At 62.8% G+C, this 23901-nt stretch carries 18 protein-coding genes; 4 read left to right on the forward strand and 14 right to left on the reverse strand.

Annotated features, from left to right (window positions below):
* Positions 1-27 precede the first annotated feature (27 nt).
* From A3M3_RS0117095 to A3M3_RS0117125, 7 genes are all read right to left on the reverse strand, one after another.
* Entirely contained in the window at positions 28-696 is a 669-nt protein-coding gene (locus A3M3_RS0117095) for a lysophospholipid acyltransferase family protein (protein ID WP_028267352.1), read from the reverse strand.
* A complete protein-coding gene (locus A3M3_RS0117100) occupies positions 683-1399 on the reverse strand; it encodes an HAD hydrolase-like protein (RefSeq protein ID WP_028267353.1) in 717 nt (238 codons plus the stop codon). Before A3M3_RS0117100 ends, A3M3_RS0117095 begins: the two co-directional genes overlap by 14 nt.
* Before the next feature lie 100 nt (positions 1400-1499).
* On the reverse strand, positions 1500-4427 hold the full coding sequence (gene uvrA / locus A3M3_RS0117105; RefSeq protein ID WP_028267354.1) for an excinuclease ABC subunit UvrA: 2928 nt from the start codon (positions 4425-4427) through the stop codon (positions 1500-1502).
* A 65-nt stretch (positions 4428-4492) separates the two neighbouring features.
* Positions 4493-4873 carry a GntR family transcriptional regulator gene (locus tag A3M3_RS0117110; protein WP_028267355.1) on the reverse strand — a complete coding sequence of 127 codons (381 nt, stop codon included), beginning with the start codon at positions 4871-4873 and terminating at the stop codon, positions 4493-4495.
* Complete coding sequence (locus A3M3_RS25695; protein ID WP_051423243.1) at positions 4870-6681, reverse strand: ABC transporter ATP-binding protein; 1812 nt, start codon at positions 6679-6681, stop codon at positions 4870-4872. The genes A3M3_RS0117110 and A3M3_RS25695 overlap by 4 nt, the downstream gene beginning before the upstream one ends.
* An 89-nt stretch (positions 6682-6770) precedes the next feature.
* Positions 6771-8516 (reverse strand): ABC transporter ATP-binding protein, encoded by a 1746-nt coding sequence (locus A3M3_RS0117120; protein WP_028267356.1) that lies wholly within the window; start codon positions 8514-8516, stop codon positions 6771-6773.
* 138 nt (positions 8517-8654) lie between these two features.
* Positions 8655-9446 (reverse strand): trans-aconitate 2-methyltransferase, encoded by a 792-nt coding sequence (locus tag A3M3_RS0117125; protein ID WP_231497290.1) that lies wholly within the window; start codon positions 9444-9446, stop codon positions 8655-8657.
* A 57-nt stretch (positions 9447-9503) separates the two neighbouring features.
* On the opposite strand from A3M3_RS0117125, the gene A3M3_RS0117130 reads away from it, so the two are divergent.
* Genes A3M3_RS0117130 through A3M3_RS0117140 form a run of 3 tightly spaced genes read left to right on the forward strand, consistent with a single transcriptional unit; the run spans position 9504 to position 13916 of the window.
* The gene (locus tag A3M3_RS0117130) at positions 9504-12050 is read left to right on the forward strand and encodes a DEAD/DEAH box helicase (protein ID WP_028267358.1); all 2547 of its coding nucleotides are present in this window, start codon (positions 9504-9506) and stop codon (positions 12048-12050) included.
* A 20-nt stretch (positions 12051-12070) separates the two neighbouring features.
* Positions 12071-12571, forward strand: coding sequence for a GNAT family N-acetyltransferase (locus A3M3_RS0117135; RefSeq protein WP_028267359.1), 501 nt, complete (start codon positions 12071-12073; stop codon positions 12569-12571).
* On the forward strand, positions 12564-13916 hold the full coding sequence (locus A3M3_RS0117140; protein ID WP_028267360.1) for an alpha/beta fold hydrolase: 1353 nt from the start codon (positions 12564-12566) through the stop codon (positions 13914-13916). The genes A3M3_RS0117135 and A3M3_RS0117140 overlap by 8 nt, the downstream gene beginning before the upstream one ends.
* A gap of 43 nt (positions 13917-13959) precedes the next feature.
* Here the strand turns inward: A3M3_RS0117140 and A3M3_RS0117145 are convergent, their stop codons facing one another.
* The 4 genes from A3M3_RS0117145 to coaE all read right to left on the reverse strand — a co-directional run bounded on the left by A3M3_RS0117145 (position 13960) and on the right by coaE (position 18845).
* A complete protein-coding gene (locus tag A3M3_RS0117145; RefSeq protein WP_028267361.1) occupies positions 13960-14994 on the reverse strand; it encodes a TerC family protein in 1035 nt (344 codons plus the stop codon).
* Between the two features lie 177 nt (positions 14995-15171).
* Positions 15172-17256 (reverse strand): excinuclease ABC subunit UvrB, encoded by a 2085-nt coding sequence (gene uvrB, locus A3M3_RS0117150; RefSeq protein ID WP_028267362.1) that lies wholly within the window; start codon positions 17254-17256, stop codon positions 15172-15174.
* 29 nt (positions 17257-17285) lie between these two features.
* On the reverse strand, positions 17286-17615 hold the full coding sequence (locus A3M3_RS0117155; RefSeq protein WP_028267363.1) for a hypothetical protein: 330 nt from the start codon (positions 17613-17615) through the stop codon (positions 17286-17288).
* Between the two features lie 9 nt (positions 17616-17624).
* On the reverse strand, positions 17625-18845 hold the full coding sequence (gene coaE / locus A3M3_RS0117160; protein WP_028267364.1) for a dephospho-CoA kinase: 1221 nt from the start codon (positions 18843-18845) through the stop codon (positions 17625-17627).
* 22 nt (positions 18846-18867) lie between these two features.
* Between coaE and A3M3_RS0117165 the strand changes: the two genes are divergently transcribed.
* Complete coding sequence (locus A3M3_RS0117165; protein WP_028267365.1) at positions 18868-19557, forward strand: IMPACT family protein; 690 nt, start codon at positions 18868-18870, stop codon at positions 19555-19557.
* 334 nt (positions 19558-19891) lie between these two features.
* On the opposite strand, the gene rpsA is transcribed toward A3M3_RS0117165, so the two are convergent.
* From rpsA to A3M3_RS0117180, 3 genes are all read right to left on the reverse strand, one after another.
* The gene (gene rpsA / locus A3M3_RS0117170) at positions 19892-21367 is read right to left on the reverse strand and encodes a 30S ribosomal protein S1 (protein ID WP_028267366.1); all 1476 of its coding nucleotides are present in this window, start codon (positions 21365-21367) and stop codon (positions 19892-19894) included.
* Between the two features lie 168 nt (positions 21368-21535).
* Entirely contained in the window at positions 21536-22480 is a 945-nt protein-coding gene (locus tag A3M3_RS0117175) for a polysaccharide deacetylase family protein (RefSeq protein ID WP_051423244.1), read from the reverse strand.
* A gap of 41 nt (positions 22481-22521) precedes the next feature.
* Positions 22522-23838: a GNAT family N-acetyltransferase gene (locus A3M3_RS0117180; RefSeq protein ID WP_028267368.1), complete on the reverse strand. Its 1317-nt coding sequence runs from the start codon at positions 23836-23838 to the stop codon at positions 22522-22524.
* Between the last annotated feature and the right edge of the window lie 63 nt (positions 23839-23901).

Genomic DNA, 23901 nt, shown 5'->3' on the forward strand with positions numbered 1-23901 from the left:
CACTCAGCGCACCCACCGGGCTTGGAACTACTCCGCAGACTTGCTCTGGTTGTAGCCGGTGGCACGTTCCTGGCCGCTCAACACCGCAATGGCATCCATGATCTTGTCCGTCACTTCGCGCCGGGCAGGCAGGGAGTGGTCCGGCCCCGTCTTTTCGAAGTACAGCGGAGCGCCCACCTTCATGGTGAAATGCTGAGGGCGGACGGTGTTGCAGTCCACGGGCTGCAACTTATCCGTGCCCAGGAGGCCCACCGGTACCACGGGCGCCCCCGTGGTCAGCGCAAGCCAGCCGACGCCGGTCCGCCCGCGGTAGAGCAGGCCGTCACGCGAGCGGGTCCCCTCCGGGTAGATACCGATGCCCCTGCCGTTCTCCAGGATTTCCAGGAGGGTCTTGAGCGCCTGCACGCTGGCCGCTTGCTCTCCGCGTTCCACGGGAATGGATCCAACAGCCTGGAAGAACGCCTTCATGGCGCGGCCTTTGAAACCCTTGGTGGTGAAATACTCGGCTTTGGCGAAGAAGCCGACCGGACGGGGCATCAGGGCCTGGACGATCACACTGTCCAGGAAAGACAAATGATTCGGGGCGACGATGAAGGGCCCTTCTTTGGGTACGTTTTCCAAGCCAATGACCGTGGGCCGGCAGGTGCCGGAAATCAGTCCGCGGGTGGTCCAGCGAATGACATCAAAGGCTTCCATCGTTCTGCACCTCGCTCAGGGCCGCCGCGCGGACAGCGTCAAGTTCTTCGATCTTCTTCAGCAGCTGGGCCGCGGTGTCTACGACAGCGACGGCCCCTGCCTCTTGAAGCTCGCCATGAAGCGCAAATCCCCAACTGACGCCGATGCAGTCAATGCCATTGGCCATGGCTCCCGCGACGTCATGGTGGCGGTCCCCTACCATCACGGCGGGCTGGGAATCTAGCGTGGCCAGGGCCGTCCCAACGATTTCCACTTTGCCGGGGGCCGTGTTGGCGCCCATCGATTCATCATCCGAGGCGCCGCAGATGGAGGCAAAAACCCCCGCAATGCCATGGTGCTCCAAAACCAAGCGCGCCAGGCCTTGAGGTTTCTGCGTCGCCACTGCAACCGGTCGCCGCGACTCGGCAAAGAACTCCAAGAGCTCACGAATGCCGGGATACAGCAGGCTTTGGCCGATTCCCACGGATCGGTAGTGGCTGCGGTAGCGTCCAATGACTTCGTCGACCTTTGCCGCGGGAACCTTGGCAAGGTGCTCCAACGAATCGCTGAGCTTGGGACCAACCATGGAGTCCAGCACGTGTTGTTCCGGGATGGGGAGACCCAGTCCGTCCAAGGCCGCGGCAATGCCCCCGGTTATGCCGCCGGCGGGATCGACAAGGGTGCCGTCCAGATCGAAGATTACGGGCACCATTGTTTGAGTCACCGGGTTAGTTTCTCACGAGTTGAGGCATGCCTGAAACTCACATGCCGGCCAGGGAATACTTTGTCCGAAGCCGAAATTCTCCCCGGCCGGAGCCGCCGCTCTACCCCAGAATCTCCGCAAGGAACGAGGCGGTATGGCTTTCCGTGGACTTGGCCACTTGTTCGGGCGTCCCTGTTGCCACGATGCGTCCGCCGCCCGAACCCCCGTTGGGGCCGAGGTCGACAATCCAGTCGGCGGACTTGATGACGTCAAGGTTGTGCTCAATGGTGATGACGGTATTTCCCTTGTCCACCAATCCTTGAAGCACCATAAGCAGCTTGCGGATGTCCTCGAAGTGCAGGCCGGTGGTGGGCTCGTCCAAAACGTAGACGCTGCGGCCGTTCGATCGTTTCTGCAGTTCGGAGGCCAGCTTGACGCGCTGGGCTTCTCCTCCGGAAAGCGTGGTGGCGGGCTGCCCGAGGCGGACGTAGCCGAGACCGACGTCGACCAGAGTGTTAAGATGCCGGGCGATAGGCGAGAAAGCGGCGAAAAACTCCGCACCTTCCTCGATAGGCATGTTCAGAACGTCTGCGATGGTCTTTCCCTTGTAGTGGACTTCAAGGGTTTCCCGGTTGTAGCGGGCACCATGGCACACTTCGCAAGGGACGTAAACGTCCGGCAGGAAGTTCATCTCGATCTTCAGTGTCCCGTCACCGGAACAGGCCTCGCAGCGGCCCCCCTTGACGTTGAATGAGAAGCGGCCGGGTTGGTAGCCGCGCACCTTGGCTTCGGTGGTCTCCGCGAAGAGCTTCCGGATGTTGTCGAATACCCCCGTGTACGTTGCCGGGTTGGAACGAGGCGTCCGCCCGATCGGGCTCTGGTCCACGTGCACCACCTTGTCGAGGTGCTCCAGGCCTGCCACTGAACGATGCCGGCCAGCAACCTGCTTGGCTCCGTTGAGCTTGTTGGCAAGAACCTTGTACAGGATCTCATTGACCAAGGTTGACTTCCCTGAGCCGCTGACTCCTGTCACTGCGGTAAAGAGGCCCAGCGGGAAGGTGGCGTCAACGTTGCTCAGGTTGTTTTCGCGGGCGCCGATAACCTTGAGCTCGCGCTTCTTGTCATATTTGCGCCGCTTGGCCGGGATATCAATCTTCCGGCGCCCGGACAGGTAGTCGCCCGTCAGCGAGTTGGTGTTTTCCAGGAGCTCCTTGTAGGAACCGGAGTGCACCACCTGGCCACCGTGTTCACCGGCGCCCGGTCCGATATCCACCACCCAGTCAGCCTCGTGAATGGTGTCCTCGTCGTGTTCGACGACGATCAACGTGTTCCCGAGGTCGCGCAAGCGGGTGAGCGTTTCAATGAGGCGGCGATTGTCCTTCTGGTGCAGCCCGATGGACGGCTCGTCCAGCACATACAGGACACCCACCAGCCCGGAGCCGATCTGCGTGGCGAGCCGAATACGCTGGGCTTCACCGCCGGACAAGGTCCCGGACGGCCGTTCCAGATTCAGGTACTCCAGCCCGACGTCGAGGAGGAACGTCAAGCGGGCTTGAATCTCCTTGAGCACCTGGTGGGCAATCTGTGTCTCACGGTCGGTGAGCGTGAGACTGCCGAGGAAGTCCGCACATTCACGCATAGGGAGGGCCGAAACCTCGGCGATCGACTTGCCATTGATCAGCACTGACAGGGATGCCGGGTTGAGCCGGGCGCCGTTGCACGCAGGGCAGGGAATTTGCCTCATGTACTCTTCATAGCGGTCGCGCGCCCAGTCTGAGTCCGTCTCGCCGTGTTTGCGGTGGACATACTGGATGGCGCCTTCGAAGCCGGTACTGTACTTGCGTTCCCGGCCGAACCTGTTGCGGTACTGGACTACGACCTTGTGGTCTTTGCCGTGCAGCACCGTCTGCCGCACGTCCCGGGGCAGCTTCTCCCAAGCGGTATCCATGGAAAAACCGAGCTCCAAGGCAAGGCCCTCGAGAAGCCGGTTCCAGTACTCCGTGGTGGCCGTACCCAGCGACCAAGGCGCAATGGCCCCCTCGTTCAGGGAAAGCTCGGGGTTGGGGACCACCAATTCTTCATCCACTTCGAGCTTGGTGCCGATGCCGCTGCAAGCCGCACATGCGCCGAAGGGGTTGTTGAACGAGAACGTGCGGGGCTCGATTTCGTCAATGGCCAGAGGGTGCTCATTAGGGCAAGCAAGGTTTTCCGAGAAGGCCCGGATGCGTGCGGGATCGTCGGCGTCGAGGTCCACGAACTCAACCAGCACCCGGCCTTCCGCAAGTCCGAGCCCGGTTTCGATCGAATCGGTCAGCCGTTGGCTGATCCCTTCTTTGACCACCAAGCGGTCCACGACCACCTCAATGGAGTGCTTGAATTGCTTCCCGAGCTTGGGAGGATCACTCAGTTGGACAAGCTCTCCATCCACCCGGGCACGCGAGTATCCCTTGGCGGTGAGCTCTTTGAAGAGCTCGACGAATTCGCCCTTGCGCCCCCGCACTACGGGGGCGAGGATCTGGAAGCGGGTGCCGGACTCAAGCTCCAGCAATTGGTCGACTATTTGCTGCGGCGTCTGGCGCGTGATCGGCTCATGGCAGACCGGGCAATGCGGCCTGCCGACGCGGGCCCAGAGAAGGCGCATGTAGTCATAGATCTCGGTGATGGTGCCCACGGTGGAACGCGGGTTCTTGCTGGTGGACTTCTGATCGATCGAGACTGCCGGGGACAGGCCCTCGATAAAGTCGACATCCGGCTTGTCCACCTGGCCCAGGAACTGGCGGGCATAGGCCGACAACGATTCCACGTACCGGCGCTGACCTTCGGCAAAGATCGTATCGAAGGCCAAGGACGACTTGCCCGAACCCGACAAGCCTGTGAAGACGATCATGGCATCACGGGGAAGGTCGAGATCGACGTTGCGAAGGTTGTGTTCGCGCGCTCCTTTGACCACAAGCCGGGACAGGTCATGTCTCACGGGCGTGGCAAGCTGCTGCGCGGAAACACTTGCGAGGGATTCGACGGCGGGAACTTCAGCTACGGCTTTAGGCACCCACTAATGCTAATCGAAAACTTCTTCGAATTTCCATGTGGCTTCACGCAGCCTACCAAGGCCCATCAATCGGCGTCGTAGGCGGCCGCCAGAAGCTGCACGGCCTCGGCGAAACTGGCGCCCTGCGCCTTCGCCGCAGCAGAGTAGCTCGCCGCCACGGCTGCCAAGGCGCTCCAGCGGTCATCCCGGGCGCACACCACTGTTCCGTTGCGTCCCCGGGTGGCTACCACTCCGGCCGCTTCAAGTTCCTTATAGGCCCGGGCCACTGTGTGCGGGGCCACATCGAGCTGCCCGGCCAGGCTGCGCACGGCGGGCAACTTGGAACCGACCGGGAGGGCGCCGCCGTCGGCCAGCTCGATAATGCGGAGCCGGAGCTGTTCATAGAGGGCAACCGTGCTCGACTGGTTGGGACGCCAGGAACCCGGAAAATCGATGGTGCCGCTCACGAGGCGTTCCCCTCCCTCTGGACCGCACGGTGCTTGGCTGTCCGCACCGGCGCCGCGGCAGCCTCGCCGTCTCCGACGGCAAACTGGGCCTCGTGCAAGCGCGAGTAGTGCCCGCCAAGCTCAAGCAGCGAATGATGCGTGCCGTGTTCAACGATCCGTCCGTGGTCCATGACGAGAATTAGATCAGCGTCGCGGATGGTGGACAAGCGGTGGGCGATCACGAACGACGTCTTATTGCGCCGCAACCTGTGCATCGCTTGGCGGATAAGGACTTCCGTCCGGGTGTCCACTGAACTTGTCGCCTCGTCCAGTATCAGGAGGGGGCGGCCGGAAAGGCGCGCGCGGGCGATGCTCAGGAGTTGGCGCTGACCTTGGCTCAGAGGTTCCCCTCCGTTGCTGAGCATGGTCGAGTACCCGTTCGGCAGGGAACGGACAAAGTGGTCAACGTGGCTTGCCTCGGCTGCGGCCACAATGTCGGCCTCGCTGGCCCCCGGAAGCCCATATTCGATGTTCTCCCGGATAGTACCCGTGAAAATCCACGGGTCCTGCAGAACGACGCCGAAATTCCGGCGGAGGACGTCACGCCCCATCCCGGCAATGTCCACGCCGTCAATGGTGATCCTCCCGGAGTCGAGCTCGTGGAAACGCATGAGCAGGCTGATCAGGGTAGTCTTCCCTGCTCCCGTATGTCCCACGATTGCCACTGTTTGCCCTGGTTCCACCGTGAAAGACAAGTCCTCGATCAGGGGCGCATCCGGCCGATAGCTGAACGAAATGCGGTCGAAGGAAATCCTCCCCGCGGGGAAGTCAAACCGGGAATCCAGCCCACCCCCCACGCCCGGAGCGGCTTCCGCGCCCACACCGTATCCTGTCTCCGTCGGTTCCCCTGTTAATTCAGCGGCGTCCAAAAGCTCGAAAACCCTGCTGGCGGAAACCGCACAGGATTGCAGGACCTGGGCCATGCCGCCGATCTGGCCCAATGGCTGGCTGAAGAGCCGGTTGAACTGAATGAATGCTTGAATACCGCCAATACTCATCGCGCCGGCAAGGAATTGGAGTCCCCCGACGATTGCGACCCCCACATAGCTGGCGTTCGACACGAAGGCCATGAGGGGCACCAACAGTCCGGAAGCGAACTGAGCCTTGGAGCTAGCGAAATAGAGTCCGTCGTTGTGGTCAGCGAAGCGTGCAGCCATTGCAGACTTGGCACCGAAAAGCTTGATGGTCTTGTGGCCCGTAGCCGTCTCCTCGACGAGGGAATTGACGTCTCCCGTGGCCTCCCACTGCCGGACAAAATACTTCTGCGAACGCCGGGTCACCACGATCGAGACCAAGGCCGATAGCGGCACAGCCAACAGCGACACGACGGCGAGCACGGGCGAGAGCAGGAGCATCATCGCCAGTGAACCGATGGCCATGAGCGCCGAGGTCAGAAGTTGTGCCAGGAGCTGGTTGAGCGTCTGTGCCACGTTGTCGAGGTCGTTGGTGGCTCGGCTCAGGACGTCTCCCCGGGACCGGGCGTCGTAGTAGGCCACGGGGAGACGATGCAGTTTCGCTTCCACGGCTTCCCGGAGGTCGTGCGCGAGGCGCTGCACCGCGAGGGCGTTTAGCCGGCCTTGGGACCAACTGAGCAGCGAAGCCACCGCGTACATGGATGCGGCTACCAGCAACAGGAGGACAAAGCGCTCCGTGTTGAACTGTGCACCGAACACGGCGGCAGCGATGACGTCGGTGGCGTCGCCGAGCACCTTGGGAGCAGCAACGTTGAGGGTGACAAAACCGCAAATGCACAAAATTGCGGCGGTCATGATACTCCGGGATGGCCGCAGCAACCCGGCGAGACGGATGAGCGACCCCACTGGCGTCCCTGGGCGCTCACCGTGCACGCTATCGCCGCTCACGAGGTTTCTTCCGTTTCGAGCTGGGACGCAACGATCTCCCGGTACGTCTCAGAAGACCCCAGAAGTTCCTCGTGGGTCCCGCTTGCCACAAGGCGGCCCTCATCAATGACGAGAATCTGGTCTGCCGACACCACGGTGTTGACCCGTTGGGCAACAATGATGACGGCGGCATCCCGAAGTTCGGATTCAAGGACCGTCTTGAGTCTTGCCTCGGTGACTGAATCCAATGCGGAGAAGCTGTCGTCGAAGAGGTAGACCGACGCCGGACGCAGCATTGCGCGGGCAATGCACAGGCGCTGTCGCTGACCGCCGGAGAGGCTTGCGCCGCCTTGGGACAATGTGGTTTCCAGTCCTTCGGGCAGCCCGGCCACAAAATCCGCAGCCTGGGACATCTCAAGCGCGTACCACAATTGGGAATCGCTGGCCGATGGCAGTGCAATGCGCAGGTTCTCCGCAACGGTTCCTCGAAACAGCCACGCTTCTTGGGGAACTACAGCGAGACTGCTGCGCAGGGCACCGAGTGGCATCGTGGCGATGTCCTGGCCATCGAGCGAGATACTGCCGCTGCTCGCCTCGAGTAGTCTTGGCACCAGGCTGACGATGGTTGACTTGCCGCTTCCGGTGGATCCGATCACCGCCGTCGTGGTACCGGGAGCCGCATGGAAACTGATGCCCTCCACTACGCGTGCTTCCGCCCCCGGATACGCGAAAGAGACATTGTGGAAGTGCAATCCCTTCGAGCGGGGCACCCGAACGCCCACAGCGCCAGCATCGCTCCCCGCCACGACCTGTTCAGACAAAGTGTTGAGCACTTCGGTGACGCGTTCAGCGCTGACGGCGGCGCGCGGAGCCGTGCTCAATACGTACATTGCCATCATGATCGCGAGGAGAATCTGCATGATATAGGCGATGAATGCCGTGAGTGCACCCAACTGCATGGTTCCGGCAACGATCCGGTGTCCACCGAGCCAGACCACTCCTGCCGAGGAGAGGTTGACGACGATCATGACAAGCGGAAGCATGGCCGCGACAATCCGGGCGGATCGGAGGTTGTTGTTCGTCAAGGCATCGTTGGCAGTCTCGAAGCGTTTCATCTCAAACGGCTGACGGACAAAGGCACGGATCACGGCCGTCCCCATGATCTGTTCCCGGAGCACGCTGTTGATCCGGTCCACTAAGCCCTGCCCCTCGCGGTACAGCGGCACGAGCTTCCGGACGATGAAGAGCATGATGATCGTCAGCACCGGAATGATGGCAAAAACGATCCACGACAGGGCCACGTCCTGTTCGACTGCCAAAATGACCCCGCCAATGCCCATGACCGGCGCCGCAACCAGCATGCTGAAAACGAGGACCGTGATGTTCTGGAGTTGCAGGACGTCATTGGTGCTTCTCACCACGAGGCTAGCCGGCCCAAAAGCCGCGATATCCTGGTCGGGCAGCGAATGGATCTTCTCGAAAAGATCACGGCGCAGACCCCTGCCGATCTTCATGGCAACGACGGCACCAAGGTACCCGGCAAACACGGCGGCGAGGACCTGGATGAGCGTGAGCACCATCATCCAGCCGCCGAGTCGCAGAATCACTTCGCTGTTTCCGGCCACAAGGCCGTCGTCGACGATCTTTGCGTTGAAAGTGGGCAGGAGGAGCGCAGCTCCGGTCTGGACCACTTGCAGGAGCACAATGGCTAGGACGTGGGCTTTGTAGGGGGCTAGGCGCTGCAGCAGCAAGGATGCCAGCACTTTGCCTCCCATCGTTGGTGTCCGAAGGGCGGATTCCGCACGATTCCGCCCCCACGACCGCCTTGTCATTCTAATTCAGATCGCCCCGGGAAGCCCTGCAATTCGAGCTGTTGGGAAGCCCGCAGGAGCCGTGCGCGCTCAACCACGCTTTTGGGCTACCGCGAAAACCCGCCGGAAGGGAAAAACCGTCCCATGCGGGCCAGCGGGGTAGGCTTCCCGCAACATGGCCGCATACTGGCTTTCGAAATCGGCTGCTTCGTCCTCGGGGAGGGCTGCGAGCACCGGACGGAGACCGGTCCCCCGCACCCAGTGCAACACAGGATCGGCCCCCGGCAGCAGTTGCTGGTAGGTGGTTTCCCACGCGTCGGCCTCGCATCCGGCGTCGAGCATGATCCTCAGGTAGTCACCGGGTTCCCCGACGGCGTCATCATGGCGCAGCACACCGGACAGCCTCCCTGACCATTCCGGCGAACCCGCGAGTTGCCGCATAAGCGCGTGGGAAGGCGCGCCGAAATTTCCGGGGACCTGTAGCGCGAACCAGGCGCCGGGTTTCAGCGCCTCCAGCCACCCTGCGAGCATGGTCAGGTGGCCTGGGACCCATTGCAGTGCGGCGTTGCTGACGACGACGTCGGTGTCCGCTTCCGGCGTCCACCCGGCAATGTCCGCGTGGACGAACGAAAGACCCGGTCGGGCGGCAGCGAGGGGTTCGGCTTCGGCCAGCATTTCCGCTGAGGAGTCGAGCCCGACGACGACGGCGCCCGGCCATCGCGTCGCAAGGGTCGCCGTCAGGTTCCCCGGACCGCAGCCTAGATCCACGACGCGCCGAGGGCCTTCCGTCAGGATCCTCGACGTCAGGTCAAAAAACGGCCGGTCGCGATGATTGCCGAACTCGATGTACTTGGCGGGATCCCACTTCACTGTTGTCTCCATCGCTGGTCTCCATGCTCTGCTCCGTGGTCTGCTCCACCCACACTAAGCTGGGAGGCAATGAAACTTCTTGAGCAGCTTCCCGGAACTTCCCATGCCGGATCAGGCGACGGAAACCTTGACCCGGACGAAATCTACACCCGCTTTGTCGAGTGGACGGAGAGCCGCGGCCTGCAGCTCTATCCTGCCCAGGACGAGGCCATCATGGAACTCGCCTCCGGGGCCAACGTCATCCTCGCCACGCCTACCGGATCCGGGAAGTCCCTGGTAGCCATTGCCGCGCACTTCGAAGCGATGTCCCGGGGCGTGCGCAGCTACTACACGGCCCCCATCAAGGCCCTTGTCTCGGAGAAGTTCTTCGCCCTCTGCGATATCTTCGGGGCGGAGAACGTGGGCATGATTACGGGTGATTCCGGGGTCAACCAGGATGCACCGATTATCTGCTGCACCGCCGAAATCCTCGCCAATACCGCCCTGCGGGAAGGCAAGGAAGCCGAGCTCGGGACGGTCATCATGGACGAGTTCCACTTCTACTCCGATCCCCAGCGCGGTTGGGCGTGGCAGGTCCCGCTCCTGGAACTCCCCCAGGCCCAGTTCCTGCTGATGTCGGCCACTTTGGGAGATGTCAGCCGCTTCGAAGCCGGCCTGAGCGAACTCACCGGGCGGTCCACCACCACTGTCAGTTCGGCCGAACGGCCCATCCCGCTGCACTACTACTTCCAGCAGACGCCGGTCCACGAAACCCTCGAGGAACTGCTGAGCACCAAGCAGGTACCCGTGTACGTGGTGCATTTCAGCCAGGTCGAGGCCATTGAGCGGGCCCAGAACCTCATGAGCGTCAATATGTGCACCCGCGAGGAGAAGGACAAGATTGCCGAGCTTATTGCCGGTTTCCGCTTTGCGGCGGGCTTCGGCAAGACCCTGAACCGGCTGGTCCGGCACGGCATCGGCGTCCATCACGCCGGTATGCTGCCCAAATACCGCCGCCTCGTGGAGCAACTGGCACAGGCGGGCCTCCTGAAGGTCATTTGCGGTACCGACACGCTCGGGGTCGGAATCAACGTTCCCATCCGCACTGTCCTGTTGACGGCATTGAGCAAGTACGACGGCGTCCGCACCCGCGTGCTCAATTCGCGGGAATTCCATCAGATCGCCGGCCGTGCGGGCCGCGCAGGCTATGACACTGCCGGAACTGTTGTGGTGCAGGCTCCCGAACACGTAGTGGAGAACGCGAAGGCGATGGCCAAGGCCACCGCGAAGTTCGGCGATGACCAGAAGAAACTACGGCAAGTCGTACGGAAGAAGCCGCCGGAAGGCTTCGTCTCCTGGGGGGAGCCCACCTTCAAGCGTTTGGTCGAGTCAGTGCCGGAACCGCTGACGTCGAGTTTCACCGTGACGCATGCAATGCTGCTCAACCTGATGGAGCGCCCCGGCGACCCGTTTGCCGCCGCCCGCCGCCTCCTCACCGAAAACCATGAGTCGCGCCCGGCCCAACTGCAGCTCATGAAGAAGGCACTCGGTATCTACCGCGAGCTGTTGGCAGCAGGAGTGGTTGAACGCATTCCCGAGGCCGAGCAGGAAGCGGAAGGCCGTTCCGTCCGGCTGACAGTTCACCTGCAAGCCAACTTCGCCCTGAACCAGCCGCTTTCGCCGTTTGCGCTTGCCGCGCTCGAACTCCTGGATCCGGAATCGCCGTCGTACGCTCTGGACGTCGTGTCTGTGATCGAAGCAACCCTCGAAAAGCCCCGTCAGATCCTCTCCGCGCAGCAGAAAAAGGCACGCGGAGAGGCCGTCGCCGCAATGAAGGCCGATGGCATTGACTACGACCAGCGCATGGCGATGCTTGAAGAGGTCAGCTACCCGCAGCCGCTGGCGGAAATCCTGGGCGAAGCGTTCGAGGTGTACCGCAAGGCCGCTCCCTGGGTGGGCGACTTTGAGTTGGCACCCAAGTCAGTGGTCCGCGACATGTACGAGCGTGCCATGAATTTCGGCGAGTTCGTCCAGTTCTACGGACTGGCCCGCTCCGAAGGGATCGTACTGCGGTACTTGGCGGACGGCTTCAAAGCCCTGCGTCAGACGGTCCCGCAAGACGCCCTCCGGGAAGACCTCGAAGACCTCATTGCGTGGTTGGGCGAACTGGTCCGCCAGGTCGACTCCAGCCTGCTCGACGAGTGGGAAGAACTCACCTCCGGGGTCGCTCCGACGCCGCACGACGCTCCGCCTCCCCCGCCGCCGTCGCTCACGTCCAACATCCGCGCCTTCAGGGTTATGGTCCGCAACGAAATGTTCCGGCGCGTCGAACTGTTCGCCGACGAAGACGCCGCCGCCTTGGGCGAGCTCGACGCCGGCAGCGGCTGGGATTCGGAGCGCTGGGAAGACGCTTTGGACGACTACTTCGACGAACACGACGACATCGGAACCGGCCCCGACGCCCGGGGCCCCGGGCTCCTCATGATCACCGAGGAACCCGGCGTCTGGCGGGTGCGGCAGATTTTCGATGACCCGGCCCGCAACCACGACTGGGGCGTTTCCGCCGAAGTGGACTTGGCAGCTTCCGACGAGACCGGCACCGCCGTGGTCAAAGTGACCGCAGTCAACCGCCTCTAGGCGCCTAGTAAGCTCGAATAATGAGTGTTATCCGCCCTGCCACAGTGTCCGATGTCCCTGCGATCCTGCAGATGATCCACGAACTCGCGATCTACGAAAAAGAGCCCGACGCGGTCAGGAACACTCCGGAACTGCTGACCGAGGCCTTGTTCGGCGAGAGTCCTCGGGTATACGCGAACATTGCGGAAAACGCGGCCGGGGACGTCCAGGGATTCGCTTTGTGGTTCCTGAACTACTCCACGTGGGAAGGCGTCCACGGCATCTACCTTGAGGACCTCTACGTCTCGCCCCACGCACGCGGCGAGGGCCACGGGAAGGCGCTTCTGCAGCATCTGGCCGCCACCGCCGTCGAACGCGGCTACGCCAGGGTGGAATGGAGTGTCCTGGACTGGAATGAACCGTCCATCAACTTCTACCGCAGCCTGGGTGCCGTGCCCATGGACGGCTGGACCACGTTCCGGCTGACCGGCGAAGCCCTGGGTGCCTTCGGCAGCGATGACAAGGTGATGGCGCGTGGCTGAGCCCGTGGTTGAGCAGGCGGCACACACCATCCGGGCACATCACGAGTTCCGGGGCGTCCGGACCGCCGAGCACTTCTTCACGGTCCCCCTCGACCATTGGCCTTCCACACGGCCGGAGGACGCCGGGAACGGCACTCGGGAAACCATCACCGTCTTTGCCCGGGAGTTCGTTTCCGCTGAGCACACTGCTGAAGACGCGAGCCGGCTGCCATGGTTGCTCTATCTCCAGGGCGGCCCAGGCGGACGCGGAACGCGGACCACGTCCTTGTCCGGCTGGATGAAGGCTGCCGCAAGGAGCTTCCGCATCCTGATGCTGGACCAACGGGGCACCGGCCTCTCCACGCCAGCGGACCGCACCTCACTGCCGATCCAAGGCGATGCGGCGGCCCAGGCGCGTTACCTCACGCATTTCCGGGCAGACTCGATCGTGGCCGACGCCGAGCTCATCCGTAACGCCCTGGGCTCGGAGCCGTGGACCGTCCTTGGTCAGAGCTTCGGCGGTTTCTGCGCACTGAGCTACCTCTCGTTCGCGCCGGAAGGGTTGAGCGAAGTACTCATCACGGGAGGGCTCGCGCCGTTGGACGGTCCCGCCGAGCGCGTCTACCGGGCTACCTTCCAGCGGGTTGCCGAACGTAACGCGGAATACTTCGCGTGGTATCCGGAGGACCGCGAACTGGTCACCCGGATTTCCCGGCATCTGGAAGCCACCCAGGAACGGCTGCCCAGCGGAGAACGTCTCACCACCGAACGCTTCCAAATGGTGGGATCGTTCCTGGGCGGGAACACCCGCGTTGATGCCCTGCACACCCTGCTGGAGGATGCCTTTGTGCCGTCCCGGGACGGGGAGCGCCTCTCCGATGCATTTCTGGAACAGGTGCACGGGCTCGTTTCCCGGGCGTCGAATCCCCTGTACGCGGTCCTGCACGAGGCCATCTACGGCCAGCAGCAAGCCACGGATTGGGCGGCGTGGCGCGTACTTGCGGAGTTCCCTGAGTTCCAGCCCAGGGCCGAAGAGCCGCTCCTGACGGGCGAAATGGTCTATCCCTGGTATTTCGAACAGGACCCGGCCCTGGTTCCCTTGCGGGAAGTGGCTGAACTGCTGGCAGCCAAACAGGACTGGAAGCCCCTCTACGACGTGGCCAGGCTGAACGCGAACACGGTGGCCGTGGCGGCTGCGGTGTATCGCAACGACATCTATGTGGACTTCCAGCTGTCCATGGAGACCGCCGCCGCCGTGCGCGGGCTGCAGGCCTGGACCACTGCAGACTTCCACCACGACGGGATCGGCGAAGACGGGGAAGGGATCTTCAACCGTCTCCTGGGAATGGTTCGCGGTACCAACTGAACCCCGGCCACGACTGTGGCCGGGGTTCAGCGGTGTTCAATCGTCAGTGGCCGGAGACCTTGTTTATGCTCTTGCGGGAATCTTCCTCGAGCCGGGCGTCCAGCTTGGACTTGTTGGCGGCCGGACTCATGATGCTCGCAAGAACCGCCACCACGATGGTGCCGACGATGACTGCCAGGGAAACATAGGTGGGGATCTCGGGAGCCCATTCAATATGCCGGCCACCATTGATGAAGGGCAGTTCGTTGACGTGCATGGCATGCAGTACCAGCTTGACGCCAATGAACGCAAGGATCACTGACAATGCGTGCTTGAGGTAGATCAAGCGGTTCATGAGGCCGCCGAGCAGGAAGTACAGCTGGCGCAGGCCCATGAGGGCGAAGATGTTGGCAGTGAAGACAATGAAGGCACTCTGTGTCAGTCCGAAGATGGCCGGAATGGAATCCACCGCGAACAAAAGGTCTGTCATGCCGATGGTCACGAAGACGATCAGCATGGGAGTGAAGAGCTTCTTGCCGTCAACCGTGGTGCGCAGCTTGCCGCCGTCGAACTTCTCGGACATCGGTACCAGCTTGCGCAGGCGGGCGACGAATGGATTTTCGGAAGTGTCTTCCTCGTCCTCGCCGTCGTCCCTGGCCTGCTTCCACGCCGTCCACAGCAGGAACGCGCCGAAGATGTAGAAGACCCAGCTGAACTGCTCAATGACCACCGCGCCAACAGCAATGAAGATACCGCGCAGGACCAACGCGATGATAATACCCACCATCAGCACTTCCTGCTGGTACTTCCGGGGCACCGAGAAGCGCGCCATGATGATGATGAAGACAAAGAGGTTGTCGATACTCAAGCTGTATTCAGTCACCCAACCGGCGATGAACTGGCTGCCATGCTCCGGCCCGGCAAAAGCGAACATCGCTCCGGCGAACACTAAAGCGAGGGTGACGTAGAAAGCGACCCAGAGGCCTGCTTCCTTCATGGAAGGTTCATGCGGGCGCTTGATCACCAAAAGGAGGTCGACCAGGAGGATGATTCCGAGGACAGCAAATGAGCCGACCTCAAACCAAACGGGGAGTTCCATCTAAAAGCCTTTCGCAGGTACGCCGAAACGGCGTAAGTCTCTCCGACCTGCCTGTGTCTCCATGCCTCACGGCAATCAGCTCACACGGCGATCCGCTAGGCCCGGCGAGGCATCTATGCCTGGCGTGTTGACGGACGTAGCGCTTGGGATACTCCCCTACGTAGGCTCAACTTTACCCTAAGCGTGCCCGGCGGATTGCATCTGGCGGAGCTCACGCTTGAGGTCGCCGACCTCGTCACGGATCCTCGCGGCGATCTCAAACTGCAGTTCGGCGGCAGCCGCATGCATCTGCTCGGTCAGCTGTTCGATCAGTCCCACGAGGTCTTCGGCCGGGGCCGCGGCCAAGCCATCCTTCCGGACGGTGGTGGCCCCCTTGCCCTTTCCGCGAGCATTCTTGCCCGACGATGCCAGCAGCTCACGCGTGTCGGCGTCCTCGCGGGCGAGCTGATCGGTGATGTCTGCGATCTTCTTGCGCAAGGGTTGGGGATCGACGCCGTTGTCCGCGTTGTACTTGACCTGGATTTCCCGACGGCGGTTGGTTTCCTCGATAGCCTTGGCCATGGAGTCCGTGATCCGGTCGGCGTACATGTGGACCTGGCCGGACACGTTACGTGCGGCACGGCCGATGGTCTGGATCAGGGAGGTGGCCGAGCGGAGGAAGCCTTCCTTGTCGGCGTCCAGGATGCTGACAAGTGACACTTCGGGCAGGTCGAGGCCCTCACGGAGCAGGTTGATGCCCACCAGGACGTCGAAGCTACCCATGCGGAGTTCGCGGAGCAGTTCCACGCGCCGAAGGGTGTCGACGTCGGAGTGCAGGTATTGGACCTTGACCCCGTGGCCCAGCAGGTAGTCGGTGAGGTCCTCGGCCATACGCTTGGTCAGCGTGGTGACCAGCACGCGTTCGTCGCGCTCCACACGGGTCCGGATCTCGCCAAGAAGGTCGTCGATCTGGCCCTTCGTCGGCTTGACGACGACTTCAGGATCGATCAGTCCGGTGGGGCGGATGATCTGCTGGACAAAACCGTCCGCCTTGCCAAGCTCGTATTTGCCCGGGGTGGCGGAAAGATAGACGGTCTGGCCGACCCGTTCCAGGAATTCATCCCATTTAAGCGGCCTGTTGTCCATGGCGGAGGGAAGCCGGAAGCCGTGGTCCACAAGCGTGCGCTTGCGCGACATGTCGCCCTCGTACATGGCGCCGATCTGCGGAACCGTGACGTGGGATTCGTCGATGACCAGCAGGAAGTCGTCCGGGAAGTAATCGATGAGGCAGTGCGGGGCGGTGCCTGAGCCGCGCCCATCGATGTGGCGTGAGTAGTTCTCGATCCCGTTGCAGAAACCCATTTGCTGCATCATCTCGAGATCGTACGTGGTGCGCATGCGCAAACGCTGGGCCTCCACCAGTTTGTTCTGGCCTTCCAGGACTTTGAGCCGCTCCGCGAGTTCTGCTTCGATGGCCGTGATGGCGCGGGACATGCGTTCCGGCCCCGCGACATAGTGCGAGGCGGGGAAGATGTACATCTCGGTTTCCTCACGGATGACATCTCCCGTGACCGGATGCAGAGTGTAGATGTTCTCAATCTCGTCGCCGAAGAACTCAATGCGCAGGGCCAGCTCTTCGTACATGGGGATGATTTCCACGGTGTCTCCGCGGACCCGGAACGTCCCGCGGTGGAAGTCCATGTCATTGCGCGTGTATTGCATGGCGACAAACCTGCGCAGCAGATCGTCCCTGTTCAATTCGGCGCCCTTGGTGAGGGTGACCATCCCGGCAATGTACTCCTCCGGGGTGCCGAGGCCGTAGATGCAGGACACGGTGGCGACCACGATGACATCCCGGCGGGTCAGCAGCGCATTGGTTGCCGAGTGCCTCAGGCGTTCCACCTCCTCGTTCACGGAGGAGTCCTTCTCGATGAAGGTGTCCGTCTGGGGAACGTAGGCTTCGGGCTGGTAGTAGTCGTAGTAGGAAACGAAGTACTCCACCGCGTTGTTGGGGAGCAGTTCCCGGAATTCATTGGCGAGCTGCGCGGCCAGGGTTTTGTTCTGGACCATCACCAAGGTGGGCCGCTGGACCTGTTCGATCAGCCAGGCGGTGGTGGCACTCTTGCCCGTACCGGTGGCTCCGAGCAGCACCACGTCCTTTTCGCCATTGTTGATGCGTTCCGTCAGCTCCGCGATAGCGGCCGGCTGGTCACCTGCGGGCTGGAATTCGCTGATGACCTCGAAGGGCGCGACAATACGGTTGATCTCCTGGGCAAGGCTCATGAATCCAATGTACCCCCGCCTGCGGACAGTTACTGTCCGCGTTTTCCCGCTGGACCGCCACCTCCGCCAGGCCGTGTCCAACTGTCGTCCAGGCGCCCCATGATAGAGCGGAACATCTTGATGCCGAACCACACCCCGGCCACGAGCCACAGGACCCAGGCCAGCCAGAAGGCGGCCGCCGGTACCAGGACCCGCCACGTCGGCGTTTGCATTCCGGCGACGAATTCCCCGCGACCGCCGGCCAGGAACCAGAGCAGCGCGGCTCCGGCCATGAGAACGACGCCGGCCCAGGCCAGCGCGCGGATACCGCGGAGCCGCTGTCCCTCAAGATGCGGCGTGATTCTGCGTCTCCCGATCATGCCTGCCCCCTAGCTTTGCGCCACGGAGTACGACGGCGGCCGCCACCCGCTGCTCGCGGCCCAGGCATCCATGAGCGGCCAGGCTACCTGGGTAAACCATGGTTCCTTGGCAGCCGCATAGCCCACGGTGCAATGGTCGCCGGCGTACGTCCCGGCAAGCTCCCTTTTCATCCCGGCATACATTCTTGCGGCATCGGGGTTCGCCCGGAGCCAGTCCCGGAACAATAAAGCGTAGCGCCAACCAGGGCTTCCAACTACCCGGACATGGACGTTGACGGGCCGTCCGGGATCCGCGCTGGAATGGAATCGCTTTTGCCATGCGGCGGGATCCAGGTCCGGCGGTTTGGGTGTGTCGCGGACGGAAGCTTCCCGCAACGGGAATCCGGCTTCACCCAAGGCCGGCGCTATGCGGTCCGCGGCTTCCATCGAGGACACAGTGACTTGCAGGTCGATGACGTCTTTGGCCGGAAGCCCTGGTACCGCCGTCGAGCCGATATGGTCCGCGTCCAACACTTCCGCAGACGCCCGCCGGATCCGCGCAAGCAAACGCCCGGCCTGGACCGGCCAGTCGGGGTTGGGCGGGGACAGCGCGGGCGCGCCGGTTCGTGGTGCCGCTTTGCCTGCTGCGAGATTGCTGGCAAACGGCGCCAAGCGCTCTTTCCACAGGGTGTCCACGAGCCCCATCATGTCCTCGACACTTCCGGAGTTGTCCAACACGATGTCCGCTGCAGCCAACCGCTCTTGCCTGCTCGCTTGGGCGGCCATTCTGGACACAGCGTCGTTGTCCGTCATGCCTCGGAGCTCCGTCATGCGCCGGATGCGCTCCGCGTCCGGCGCATCCACCACCAACACCAGATGGAAGGCGCTGCCCTGCCCGGTTTCGACCAAGAGGGGAATATCCTGGACCACGACGTCTCCGGGTTTTGCCGTGGCAAGCATCGCGGCCGCCCGTTCCCTGACGAGGGGGTGGACGATCGCGTTGAGCGCCTCGCGACGATCCGGCTCGGCGAACACGATCGTTCCGAGGCGTGCCCGGTCGAGGCGGCCACCGGCGTCGACGATGTCCTGGCCAAACTCAGCCACGACGCGGGCCAGGCCCGGCGTGCCCGGTTCCACTACTTCCCGGGCAAGAGCGTCGGCGTCGATCAAGACGGCACCCAACTCCCTCAACCGGGTGGAAACAAGCGATTTTCCGGACGCGATCCCGCCGGTGAGTCCAATCTTCAGCACCCCTCCACACTAGACTGGTCCGGTGGCAGAACAGGAAGACAGCAGGGCGACCGCGTACACGACCTTGGCGCTCGGAGTCGATTTCCGCCACGAAATTGAGATCAAGCGTTCGCGCTTCATCACCGTGCTGCGCCGTGCCTCCGACGAGGCCGCCGCGCGCACCCTCGTGGCAGAGTTGCGCAAGGAATTCCATGATGCCCGGCACCACTGCTCCGCTTTCGTGCTCGGTCCGGACCGCGTCATCCAGCGCTCCAACGACGACGGCGAGCCTTCCGGAACAGCGGGGATCCCCATGCTCGAAGCACTCCTCAAACGCGAGACCCTGCCCGGGGTGGCTGATCTCAGCGACGCGAGTGCCGTCGTCGTGCGCTATTTCGGCGGGATCCTCCTGGGCGCCGGCGGACTGGTCCGCGCGTACTCCGAGTCGGTCTCGGCGGCGTTGGACTCCGCTCCCCTCGTTAGACGGCGGCGCCTGCGTATGTGCGACATCGCCGTGCCCCACCACGCTGCCGGAAGGCTGGAAAACGATCTGCGCTCAGCTGGCTTCGTCATGGCTGAAACCAGCTACGAGCCCGCGGAGACGATCCTCCGCCTGGCACTGCCCGATGATCCACAAGCAATCGCCGACGCCGGTGAGCGGCTCGCGTCCATGACCGGAGGCGCCGCCGGACTCCGGTTGCAAGGAACGGAATGGGTAGACGTCCCCGGCTAGGCCTCCACCGAGGGACATGCCCTCCGCTGATCGTTAGCACTGGACATAGCAGTGATATGCCCAGTCGTTGGTGCGAAGGCTGGGCATGTCCCGTGGGGAACGCAGGCTAAAGAACACCGAGCATGCCCTCCGCTGATCGTTAGCACTGGACATAGTAGTAATATGCCCAGTCCTTGGTGCGAAGGCTGGGCATGTCCCGTGGAGGGCTGGGCAAGAGCGAACCTGCACGAAGGAATCAGCAGTTCCAGCAGTTAAAGAAAGCGGCTCCCGCGATTCGTATCTGAATCGCGGGAGCCGCTTTCATGCAAGCCCGGTGACCCGGGCCCGTGGCAAATTAGTTGCCGGTCAGCTTCTCGCGCAGAGCGGCGAGGGCCTCGTCGGATGCCAGGGTGCCCGCGTTGGACTCGGTAGCAGCCGGCTCGGAGGAGTAGCTGGTGGTGCCCGAGTCGCTCTCGCCGGAAGCGGCAGCAGCGGCGTCGTCAGCAGCGTGCTGCGTAACCTGCTTCTTGTGAGCCTCCCAGCGTGCCTGGGCATCAGCGTACTGCTGCTCCCAAGCGGCGCGCTGCGTCTCGTAGCCCTCGAGCCATTCGTTCGACTCGGGGTCGAAGCCCTCGGGGTACTTGTAGTTGCCCTCTTCGTCGTACTCAGCGGCCATGCCGTACAGAGCCGGGTCGAACTCGGTGCTGTCAGCGTCAACGCCCTCATTAGCCTGCTTGAGGGAGAGGGAGATGCGGCGGCGCTCGAGGTCGATGTCGATGACCTTGACGAAGAGCTCGTCACCAACGGAGACGACCTGCTCTGCAAGCTCAACGTGGCGGACAGCCAGTTCGGAGATGTGCACGAGGCCTTCGATGCCGTCTTCGACGCGAACGAACGCACCGAACGGAACCAGCTTGGTGACCTTACCCGGGACAACCTGGCCGAGGGCGTGGGTGCGGGCGAAGGTCTGCCACGGGTCTTCCTGCGTAGCCTTGAGGGACAGGGACACGCGCTCGCGGTCCAGATCCACTTCGAGAACCTCGACGGTGACTTCCTGGCCAACCTCGACAACCTCGGACGGGTGGTCGATGTGCTTCCAAGACAGCTCGGAAACGTGAACCAGACCGTCTACGCCGCCCAGGTCCACGAATGCACCGAAGTTGACGATGGAGGAAACGACGCCGGGACGAACCTGGCCCTTTTCCAGCTTGTTGAGGAACGTGGAGCGAACCTCGGACTGGGTCTGCTCGAGCCATGCACGGCGGGAAAGAACAACGTTGTTGCGGTTCTTGTCCAGCTCGATGATCTTGGCTTCGATCTGCTGACCGATGTACGGAGCGAGGTCACGGACGCGGCGCATCTCGACGAGGGATGCGGGCAGGAAGCCGCGCAGACCGATGTCGAGGATAAGACCACCCTTGACAACCTCGATGACGGTACCGGTGACAACACCGTCTTCTTCCTTGACCTTTTCGATGTCGCCCCAGGCACGCTCGTACTGAGCACGCTTCTTGGAGAGGATCAGACGGCCTTCTTTGTCTTCCTTGGTGAGCACCAGGGCTTCGACCTGATCGCCAACGGAGACGACGTCCCCGGGGTCAACGTCGTGCTTGATGGAAAGCTCACGGGAAGGTATGACACCTTCGGTCTTGTAACCGATGTCGAGCAGAACTTCGTCGCGGTCGACCTTGACGACGATACCTTCGACGAGGTCTCCGTCGTTGAAGTACTTGATGGTGGCGTCGACAGCTGCGAGGAAGTCCTCAGCGGTACCGATGTCGTTGATCGCGACTACGGGGGTACCGGGCTTCTCGGTGGAGGTGATGGTCATGTAGTAGGGGCTCCGTTGTGGATAGAGTATCGGTCAGGCAAACCGCCCGCTTTTCCGTCGCCGGTCCGCAGGACACGGCAACATGCCGGGTCATCCTGAATTGTGGATTGTAAATTTGCGCGCACGTAGCATGCGCCCGTTCATTCTAGTCGTTCGCCTCGAGGAGGGTCAAAGCGTCAGCGTGTCACCGAGCTGCGCGAACGTCACACCGCGGTCCAGCAGGCCCGGCAAGGCACGCGCATACCCCTCGGCGGTTCCACCGGCAGGTTGGTTGAAATGCGAGATCACGATCTGGCCTGCGCCCTGTCCTACGCCGATCTTTCCCACCTCCGCCGCCACCGTGGGGGCCGGGAAGGTCGCACCGCCGTCGCCGTTCACGGTGAAGCTCACAGGAACAAGTTGGAGAGCGCGGGTGATCGCGGCCGCGACATCGTCATAGTAGGCGGTTCCTGCCCTGAAGAAGCGGGGGGCTTTGCCGCAAAGTTGCTCCATGGCCTCTTGGTTTCCCATGATTTCGTCATACACCTCGCCCGCGGTGGACGTGCCCGCGATGCCGTAAGCGGAACGCCCGCTGACCGATAGCGGCCGGTGCTGGAAGCCATGATTGCCCAATTCGAACAATGGATCAGCCGCGAGATCGGCAGCCAGCCCGGGATTGGCCTTGATCCAGCGCCCGTTGAGGAACAACGTGGCGGGGACGTTGAGCTTGCGCAGGGTCTGGAGCAAGCGTTGATCGCAGTCCGAACCGTGGGGGCCACCGCAAGCATCGAACGTCAAGACCGCGTGCGTGGACGCTGTCTTCGAAACCACGCCAGTGACATCAAGCCCCCATTCGACGGGTTTGCGCCCGGAGAATTCGGTCACAAGCTGCGCTTTTGACGGGACTGCCGGAAGCTTTTCGGGCACCACCGGACGTTGGCTGACATCTTCCAGGACCGGCGTCGAGGCCTGGACCGGCGTCGAAGCCTGGACCGGACGAGGCCTGGCGGCTTGCGGTTCCCCGCAAGCAGCCACGGCCGTCGCCGCAAGTCCTGCGGCCACGGCCAGCAACGACCTCCGGCGAGGCAGTACTGATTGGCCGGTGGGCGGTCCACCCGGCGCGAATTCCCCCATGGAATCCTTCTTCTGTTGTAGGTCCTGCGTGTGGGTTTTGCCTAGAAGTGGGTCAGGCAGTGGGCTGGACGTTCGACGGCGAACATGTGCTGGGCAGTCACTGTTGCGCCCGGCGTGTGCTCCCGGATCCGTCCTGCCGAAGCCAAGGTTACCGGACTCACGGCGCCCAAATAGACAGACCCCAGATCCGTGACGTCCATGCTCAGATCCGGGCGCACATCCTGGCTCCCGCCACTCGCCTCACTGACCGTGACGGTGCCGCCGTCGGACGCCAATTCCCACGTACCGTCGGCAAAGCCGAGCGCATCCCGGATTTTCAAGACCAAACGCCCGTCAGTGCCGTAGCGGCGGGCTGACAAAGCCGCAGGGACGTCCAGGACACGCAACCACAACATGTCGCGGTAGTCCGACGACGCGACGCAACGACCGTCCACAAGGGACCATGCGAGCGGATCTTCGACGGGCGCATCAGCCCAGGAGACCTGGTCAACGAGGTCGATGCCGCCCAGGAATTGCCACAGTTCCAGATATCCGGAATCGGTGGCGGCGATGAGGTCCACGATTTCCACGGTGTACGGCTTCGAGTCCCAGCCGGCGAACTTGTAGGACACGTAGCCGTCAATGGTGCCGTCCGGCGCATAGTGGAGGGCGCATTTGATCGCTTTGTCCTCGCTGCCGTCGCGCGTCATGGCTCCCGACACGTGGTGGCGGTAGGAGTCCTGGCGCACGATCGACCCGGGGGTGCGCCGGTGAACGCCGTCGAAAATCCCGGGCGCCAGTTCGAGCAGGACCTTGGGATCCGCGATTTCCACCCGGCCAACGGGCTCGTGACGAACGCGGAATCTTGGACCGGTATCCACCTTGATGCTCCGCTCAAAGGTGGCGACACCAAATCCAAAACGGCCGTAGATGGATCCTTCGGAAGCCGTCAGTGCCGCCATGGCCAAGCCATCGTCCCTGGCGTCGGCAAGATCGGCGGTCATCATCCCCCGCAGGATGCCGTGGCGCCGGTGCGTGCCGCGTACGGTGACGGCGGTGATCTGGCGTGTCCGCAGTTCCTGGCCGAAGCCAACGTTGAGCTTGTTTTCCAGAGTTCCAAAGGTCGCCACCGGAAATCCCGGGCTGAGGGCATGCAATGGAGGTTCGTCGTTGACGTAGACGCCCGTCAGCTCGCGGTTGTCCGCTTGGTACATTGCGAGGATTTTGTCGATAAGGTCATCGCTTCGTTGCTCGTCGTGGAATCCAAAGCCGACGGCCCGGAGCCAATCACGTGCTTGTCCGTAGTCCGGGTTCTCCTTGTCGACGGAACGAAAGCGCCTGGCAGTATATTTTTCTTTTGTTTCCTTGGGATCAGCCACGTCCCGAGCCTAGCCAGACCGCCCGGAGCACGCCACCATAGTGACGGCGTGCCCCATGCCGGC

Source organism: Arthrobacter sp. MA-N2 (assembly GCF_000517125.1).
Classification (GTDB): Bacteria; Actinomycetota; Actinomycetes; order Actinomycetales; family Micrococcaceae; genus Arthrobacter; species Arthrobacter methylotrophus.